Source organism: Dietzia sp. DQ11-71 (assembly GCF_014144995.1).
Lineage (GTDB): Bacteria > Actinomycetota > Actinomycetes > Mycobacteriales > Mycobacteriaceae > Dietzia > Dietzia kunjamensis.
In genome coordinates this window covers 1-7,675 of record NZ_JAALDT010000030.1, presented here as the reverse complement: position 1 = coordinate 7,675, position 7,675 = coordinate 1, and the positions used below count along the sequence as shown (strand labels likewise).

General features: G+C 71.2%; 7 protein-coding genes and 1 pseudogene. 2 read left to right on the top strand and 6 right to left on the bottom strand.

Annotated elements, in window-relative coordinates; all coding sequences use genetic code 11:
• From G6023_RS01260 to G6023_RS01245, 4 genes are all read right to left on the bottom strand, one after another.
• Positions 1-1,130, bottom strand: a 1,130-nt coding sequence (locus tag G6023_RS01260) for an ABC transporter substrate-binding protein (RefSeq protein ID WP_182633881.1), incomplete at its 3' end; no start/stop codon positions are given.
• 7 nt (positions 1,131-1,137) lie between these two features.
• Positions 1,138-1,839 carry an ABC transporter ATP-binding protein gene (locus G6023_RS01255; RefSeq protein WP_187699854.1) on the bottom strand — a complete coding sequence of 234 codons (702 nt, stop codon included), beginning with the start codon at positions 1,837-1,839 and terminating at the stop codon, positions 1,138-1,140.
• Between the two features lie 44 nt (positions 1,840-1,883).
• A complete protein-coding gene (locus G6023_RS01250) occupies positions 1,884-2,996 on the bottom strand; it encodes an acyl-CoA dehydrogenase family protein (RefSeq protein WP_082924027.1) in 1,113 nt (370 codons plus the stop codon).
• Entirely contained in the window at positions 2,993-3,535 is a 543-nt protein-coding gene (locus G6023_RS01245; RefSeq protein ID WP_067718516.1) for a DUF4242 domain-containing protein, read from the bottom strand. The genes G6023_RS01250 and G6023_RS01245 overlap by 4 nt, the downstream gene beginning before the upstream one ends.
• A 161-nt stretch (positions 3,536-3,696) precedes the next feature.
• Between G6023_RS01245 and G6023_RS01240 the strand changes: the two genes are divergently transcribed.
• A complete protein-coding gene (locus G6023_RS01240) occupies positions 3,697-4,383 on the top strand; it encodes a phosphate signaling complex PhoU family protein (protein ID WP_067718518.1) in 687 nt (228 codons plus the stop codon).
• A 63-nt stretch (positions 4,384-4,446) separates the two neighbouring features.
• A pseudogene (locus tag G6023_RS01235) lies at positions 4,447-4,803 on the top strand (VOC family protein); the annotation flags it as partial.
• 88 nt (positions 4,804-4,891) lie between these two features.
• Here the strand turns inward: G6023_RS01235 and ilvD are convergent.
• Together ilvD and G6023_RS01225 are read right to left on the bottom strand one after the other, a co-directional pair.
• Positions 4,892-6,631: a dihydroxy-acid dehydratase gene (ilvD, locus tag G6023_RS01230; protein ID WP_182633879.1), complete on the bottom strand. Its 1,740-nt coding sequence runs from the start codon at positions 6,629-6,631 to the stop codon at positions 4,892-4,894.
• 108 nt (positions 6,632-6,739) lie between these two features.
• Positions 6,740-7,675 (bottom strand): cryptochrome/photolyase family protein (locus G6023_RS01225; RefSeq protein WP_182633878.1); only part of this gene is annotated, 936 nt, incomplete at its 5' end.

Sequence of the window (7,675 nt, the reverse complement as noted above, 5' to 3'; positions counted from 1 at the left end):
CCGTGGCGGGCGATGGCGGCGCGGACGAACCGGTCGTCGACGAGTTCGTCGTGGACACCCGAGGGATCGAGACCGTCGAGGAAGCGGGTCTCCCCGTCGACGACCGTCGTCCGCATCTGGCGGACGAGTTCGGAGGTGAAGCTCGGGAACGGGTACGGGTGGAAGTCGATCCGGTGACGCGCGGGGCCGCCGTCGGGGTCCGGAACGGTCCCTGCCATGGCGACCTCGACCGCCTTCGGAGGCTGCGGGAGGTATCCCTTCCCGGACAGGATGGCCGCCGCCTCGCTGCGGTCCGCCCTGATATCGAGCTGGGCGGCGACGGCGGCGTCGACCAGCGCCTGCACGGTGTCGGGGCGGGTGTCGATCAGGTCCCGGTGAACGACGGTGACGCAGCACGCGTGATCCCGCCACACCTGGTCGAGGAGCATGTGCAGGGAGCCCACACCCTGGGCGACCGCGCCGGCGTTGAACGGGTCCGCGACCGTGAACGCGGAGATCGACCCGGTGGCCAGGGCGGGGATCATGTCCGAGGGCCCCATCACCACGAGTTCGACGGTCCCCTCGGACCGGCTCGGGGCGCGACGCGCCACCGGGGTGAGGCCGTTTGCGCGTAGTACCCGCTGGAGCAGGATGTTGTGGATCGACCACCATCCCGGGATCGCCACCTGCGTGCCCGCGAGCTGGGCGACATCCGTCACGTGCGGTGCCACCGTGATGGCGCCTCCACCCGTGTGGTTCCAGCCCACCACCCTGACGTCGGCTCCGACGACATACCGGAGTTGGATCGCGGACGGCATGAGCAGGTGGATGAGGTCCACCTGCCGGGTGAGGAACGCCTCCATGAGCGAAGACCAGGAGCGGAAGAGCACCGGCCGCCCGACGGTGAGTCTCTGCTGCTCGAAGTAGCCGTCTCCGTGAGCCACCAACAACGGGGCCGCATCGGTGATGGGGAGGTAGCCGATGCGGAGATCATCGGTGGCCACACCCCTCGGGGCGGTGGCCGTCGTGACCAGGTTGCCGAGGGCCGCGGCGCCTCCGACCGCACCTGCGCCCACGGCGAGGGCGCCCCCGGCCCTGAGCAGCGCGCGCCGGTCGAGGAGGGGGCCGCGGGCCCCGGGTTCGACTCTCATCGCCGGGTCAGGCCGTCCGATAGGCGGCGAGAATGCTGTCGCGAAAGGCCGGGTCGGATTCGGTGGAGCCGTGGGACGGGTTCGTCCACTCCTGCTGGACACGACCCGACGATCCCAACAGTGCGATGCGGGACCCCACGACGAGCGCCTCGTCCACGTCGTGCGTGACCATCACCGTGGTCACCCCGAGGTCCGCGGTCACCCCGACCAGCCACCGTTGCGAGTCCGCCCGCGTGACGGGGTCGAGCGCGCTGAACGGCTCGTCGAGCAACAGGATCTCGGGACGGGTCGCCGCCGCACGGACGACGGCCACGCGCTGCGCCTGGCCGCCCGAGATCTGGTCCGGACGGGAGTCGGCCAACTCGGCGATCCCGAAATGCTCGAGCAGACCGTCGACGTGGGCGGGATCGACACGGCCGCGCAGGGCCCGGAACCGCCCACCCAACGCCACGTTCTCACGGACCGACAGCCACGGATACAACAGCGGCTTCTGGAAGACGACCGCGTACGGGTGCGCCCGGTCGTCCCCGGTGTCCGTCGAGCCCACCCGCAGTTCGCCCGCGGCGGGCTCCTCGAGGCCCGCGAGCAGCCTCAGCAGAGTGGACTTGCCGGCCCCGGACGGCCCCAGGAGGACCAGTGACTCACCGGCCCGGACACTGAGCTCGAGGTCGTCGAACAGCACCCTCCCGCCGGGCAGCCGGTGCTGCAGGCCCGACACGCTCACCGCGACGGGCCTGGTCAGGACGCCGGCTGTCACGCGGGCACCCCGAGTCGGTCGAGCTCCCACCGCAGCTGGGACTGCGAGGGTGACTGCACAGGCAGGAACGCCGCCTCCCGCATGCGGCGGTTGGCCGGCGCGGCCTGGGCGTAGCCCATGCCGCCGCAGAGGACGGCCTCGAGCCGGGTCGCCGCCGGCGCGATCTCCGCGCCGTCGAGGCGCAGCAGGAGCAGATCGCCCAGCGTGGCCTCCGTCGGCGTCGCCCCCAGGCGGTGCAGCTCGGCGTGCATGTGCTCGTGCCGAGCCGCCAGCTCGCCGTGCTCGTCGGAGTAGAAGGCGCCGAGGCCCTCGAGCCGGCCCTCTGCCTCGGTCAGGGACCGTGCGGCGACGCCCGAGCAGAACGCCGCCTGCAGGACGAGGAACTGGGGACGCACGCCGGACAGGAAGTCCGCGAGGTCCTCCCCCAGCACCTGTTCATCCGGGACCACCACGCCGTCGAGGCCGATCATGGTGGAGGCCGTCGCGTTGAGTGCGAGCAGGTCGGGGGCGCTGCGGATCTCGACGCCGGGCGCAGACGCCTCGAAGGTGAGGACCAGGCTTCGCCCGTCCTCGGTGTTGGCGGCGAGCACGATGGTGCTGTCCGGGTACACGTTGGAGGCCCACGCGATCGGTCCGTCGATCTTGTACCCGCCCGACACCGGCGTGGCGGTGATCGGGACCTTCCCCAGTCCGACGACCTGCCGCTGGGCGGCGGCCATGCCCGTGACACCGGGGCGGCTGCCGTCCGCGACGGCCCGGTAGGTCCGGCTCGCGGCATCGGAACGGTCCGCCGCGTGGCGGAGGTATGCGGCGGTCATACGCTGCGCCCAGGCGGCGAACGCAACCGCCAGGCTCTCCGTGGCCACGGCCTCGATGATCGTGGCGGCGACGGCGACGGGGGTGCGGTCGACGTCGAAGAGGCCGAGCCCGGCGAGGGCGCCGATGTCGTCCCGCAGGTCCGCCTCGTCGCGGTCCAGGGCGGAGGCCCGCGCAGCGACCGAGTCGATCACCGCGACGAGCTCCGCCACGTCGACGTCACCGAGTGCGCCGGCAGTGAGCCGGGCTCGGGGCGTACCGAGAACGGAGGCTTGCGTCGCGGCGGTGCTCACGACAGCTCGTGCAGGCGAGAGATGGGGGTGGACACGATCTCACGCGCGCGGACGACGGCGTCGGTGTCCGGAGCGTTGTAGAAGCACAGGCACTTGTCCGTGTCCTCACGCACGTAGGTGCGCAGGAAGGAGACCTCGGGGATCTCGGCGTACTTCGGGGACTTCTCCTTCTTCCGCGTGAGGTAGGTGTCCATGTCGATCTCCGCCGGGATGTCCCACTCGACCAGGTAGCCTGCGTCGGGTCGCGCGGCCTTGATGGTCTCGAGGTCGGTGCCGACCAGGCGGACCTGCGCGGGCGCGGTCACGTCGGCAGCTCCGATCGCTCCGGCGTCGAGGACGGGGGCGTCGATGTCACAGGCACCGTTCGGGCCGTCCGCGAGCTCGACGATCGTGAAGACGCGTGCGGCACCCTTGGTGACCTGGGTCTCGATGACCTCGGCGCCGCCCGCGGTCAGTGCGGTGGCGAGGGAGTCGACGAGACCGGAGGGGTCGGCCTGCTGCTCCGGTGACGGGGTGGTCTCGTAGAGGAAGAGGGTCATGAACAAGTCCTTTCCGGACGTCTCGTGATGGCTTGACGCTAGTAAGAACAGACCGTTCTGTCTATTCATTCCCGGGCTGGGCCCCCCTTTCCGGAGGGCGGCGCGGTGAACAGTGGGAGAACGGAAGCCGTCCGTTACCTCACCGGCACTACAGTCGTGTCATGCGCACTGTCTTCCATTCCAAGCTCGATGAATTCTCCGACCAGCTGGTTCGCTTCTGCGAGACCAACATCCGCCTGCTCGACCGCGCCACCGCGGCACTGCTCGACGGCGACGAACTCGCCGCCATCGAGGTGATCGACGGCGCCGCGGAACTGGAGGATCTCCGTGAGGCCAGTGAGCAGCACGCGTTCGAGCTCCTCCTGCTCGAGTCCCCGGTGGCCGGCGATTTACGTCAGGTGGTCTCGGGGATCTACATCGTCGAGCACTTCACCCGCATGGCCGCGCTGGCCGGCCACATCGCCCGGGTCGCCCGACGGCGCCACCCGCAGTCCGTGGTGCCCGCCCCGCTCGTCCCGCTCATCCGGGAACTGTCGCAGCACGACGGTCGGATGGCCCGCGAGCTCACCGCCCTGCTCGTCGAGAAGGATGCGGACAGGGCCCGCACCCTGGACGCCGAGGACGACGCCGTCGACCGCCTCCACGCGGACCTCATGAAGCAGATCTCCGCCGAGGACTGGCCGCACGGTTCGGTGGCGGCCGTGGACCTGGCCCTACTCGCCCGTTACTACGAGCGTTTCGGCGACCACACCGTGAGCATCGCCAACCGGGTCGTGTACCTGGCCACCGGCGAGCGCCCCGAGGGCGGGTCGCTGTCCCATCTCGATGACGGCACGGTTCTGGACTGAGTACTGCCGGACGATTCCGCGCGGCGATATCCTGGGTTCCCGCGACCCGATGAGGAGACCGCCATGTCCCGACCGGTCCATTTCGAGATCCACGCCTCCGACCCGGCCCGGGCCTGCACGTTCTACGGTGACGCGCTGGGCCGGACGTTCGAGGACTGGAGCGAGTACGCCGGGAGCCCCTACTTCGGGGTGACCACCGGACCCGAGGACGCCCCCGGCATCAACGGCGCGATCAAGCAGCGGACCGGCGATCCGCCCGCGGCCGGGGCGCCGGTCCGGGGCGCCGTGCTGACCGTGGGGTGCGAGGACGTCGATGCCACCGCCCGGATGATCCTGTCGGCCGGGGGCACCGTGGCGCTGGACAAGCACGCGCTCCCGGGAATGGCCTGGCAGGGCTACTTCCTCGACACCGAGGGCAATGTGTTCGGGTTACACCAGCCTGACCCGGAGGCCGGTAGACACCCGGTCGCGGGAGAACCGCGGCCGGGTGTCGTCGTGCCATCCGGGGTCAGCGGCAGATCGCCCCGGTGGACGCCGACTGCACCAACTTGGAGTACTTGGCCAGGACACCGCGGGTGTAGCGCGGAGGGAGCGGCTCCCAGCCCTCACGCCTGGTCTGTAGCTCCGACTCGTCCACGAGCAGCTCCAGGGTGCCCTGCGAGACGTCGAGCCGAATCCGGTCGCCGTCGCGGACGAATGCGATCGGCCCGCCGTCCACGGCCTCGGGCGCGATATGGCCCACGCACAGTCCGGTGGTTCCGCCGGAGAACCGGCCGTCGGTCATCAGGAGCACGTCCTTGCCCAGGCCCGCACCCTTGATCGCGCCGGTGATGGCGAGCATCTCGCGCATGCCGGGGCCACCCTTGGGCCCCTCGTACCGGATCACCACCACGTCGCCCGCGGTGATGGTCCCGTCCTCGAGTGCGTCCATCGCGGCGCGCTCCCGCTCGAAGACGCGGGCGGTGCCCTCGAAGACGTCGGAGTCGAAGCCTGCGGACTTGACCACGGCGCCCTCCGGGGCGAGCGATCCGTGGAGAATGGTGATGCCGCCAGTCGGATGGATGGGCTCCCCCATGGCGCGCAGCACCTTGCCGTCCGGGTCCGGCGGGGCGATGTCGGCGAGGTTCTCGGCGACGGTGCGGCCGGTGACGGTGAGGCAGTCGCCGTGGAGCAGACCGGCGTCGAGCAGGGCCCGCATGACCACCGGGACGCCACCGATCTTGTCCACGTCGGTCATCACGTGGGCGCCGAACGGCTTGACGTCCGCCAGATGCGGGACCTTGGCGCCGATGCGGGCGAAGTCATCGAGGGTGAGCTCGACCTCGGCCTCGCTGGCGATCGCGAGCAGGTGCAGCACCGCGTTGGTGGACCCGCCGAAGGCCATGACCACGGCGATCGCGTTCTCGAACGCCTCCTTGGTCATGATGTCGCGCGCGGTGATGCCCTTGCGCAGGAGTTCCACCACTGCCTCACCGCTGGCCTTGGCGTAGTCGTCACGCCGACGGTCCGGGGCCGGCGGCGACGCGCTCCCGGGCAGCGACATGCCCAGTGCCTCGGCCGCGCTGGCCATGGTGTTGGCGGTGTACATGCCGCCGCAGGCGCCCTCGCCCGGGCAGATCGCGCGTTCGATGGTGTCGACGTCCTCGCGGCTCATCAGACCCCGCGAACAGGCCCCGACGGCCTCGAACGCGTCGATGATCGTGACCTGCTTCTCGGTCCCGTCGGAGAGCCTCGCGAACCCGGGCAGGGTCGACCCCGCGTAGAGGAAGACGCTCGCCAGGTCGAGGCGGGCGGCGGCCATGAGCATGCCCGGCAGCGACTTGTCACACCCGGCGAGCAGGACCGAGCCGTCCAACCGCTCGGCGCTCATCACCGTCTCGACGCTGTCGGCGATCACCTCGCGGGACACCAGCGAGAAGTGCATGCCCTCGTGCCCCATCGAGATCCCGTCGGAGACCGAGATCGTCCCGAACTCCAGCGGATAACCGCCGCCTGCGTGGGTGCCCTCCTTGACCGCCTTGGCCAGCCGGTCGAGCGAGAGGTTGCACGGGGTGATCTCGTTCCACGACGACGCGACGCCGATCTGCGGCTTGACCCAGTCGTCGTCGCCCATTCCCACGGCGCGCAGCATCCCGCGCGCGGCCGTCTTCTCCAGGCCGTCGGTCACATCGCGGCTTCGGGGCTTGATGTCGGCCTCACGGCCGGTGGTCGTGTTCTCGGAGCGGGGGGTGTCGGTGCCGGAGGTCATGGGGCCAGCCTAGGCACTCCCCGCGGTCGGCGCCCTCGGACCCTCCCGGGGGCCGACGATCGAGCGGGGCCCGGATCGGACGTGACGGCCGGCGGCCCCACGGCCCGGTCAGCGATCGGCGTCCCTGGCCAGGTCGTACCGACGTAGGGCCTCGCGGCGTTCCTCGGCGTGGTCGACGATCGGCGACGGGTAGCCACCGTCGTAGCCGCCCGGGGCGCGCCACGGCTCGTGGGCGGCGGCCCCGGACAGGTGAGCGAGTTCGGGCACCCATCGCCGGACGTACTCCCCGTCGGGGTCGAATCTCCGCCCCTGGGTCACCGGGTTGAACACCCGGAAGTACGGGGAGGCGTCGGTTCCCGTGCCGGCCACCCACTGCCACCCGTGGTTGTTGGAGGCGAGATCACCGTCGACGAGGTGGTCGAGGAAGTGCCGCGCCCCGACCGGCCACCAGACGTGGAGGTCCTTGACGAGGAAACTGGCCGTGACCATCCGCACCCGGTTGTGCATCCACCCCTCGGCGAGGAGTTGCCGCATCCCGGCGTCGACGAACGGGTACCCGGTCCGGCCCTGCCGCCACGCCTCGACGAGGTCCTCCACCCCGGGGCCGTGGTCGTAGGGCATGCCCGCGAGCGGGTCGCGCAGGTCGCGCCACGCGGATCGTGGCCGGTGCCACAGGACGTCGGCGTAGAACTCCCGCCAGGCGAGTTCGGTGACGAAGCGGCGGGCTCCCTCCCCGCCCGCGGCCGGGTGGTCGGCGAGTTCGGCCAGGATCGTGCGTGGGTGGATCTCCCCGTACTTCAGGTACGCGGACAACCGACTGGTGGTGTCGAGGTCCGGTCGGTCCCGCTGCTCGTCGTACGCCTCGAGATCGTCGTGGAGGAACTCCCGCCACCGGGTGAGAGCCGCGGCCTCCCCCGCTGCGGCGGTCCCGCCCGCTCGTGCCGGGACCTCAGGTGGGCCCTCCCCGGCCGCGGTGGTCCACGGGATGTGGTCGGGCCGCTCGCCGGGCGGGGGCCACCCGTGCTCGTGCCAGGCGCGGGAGAA

Coding starts and splice junctions, on each gene's coding strand:
- ilvD (WP_182633879.1), bottom strand. CDS start 6,631: ATGACCTCCGGCACCGACACCCCCCGCTCCGAGAACACGACCACCGGC.
- G6023_RS01245 (WP_067718516.1), bottom strand. CDS start 3,535: ATGACCCTCTTCCTCTACGAGACCACCCCGTCACCGGAGCAGCAGGCC.
- G6023_RS01240 (WP_067718518.1), top strand. CDS start 3,697: ATGCGCACTGTCTTCCATTCCAAGCTCGATGAATTCTCCGACCAGCTG.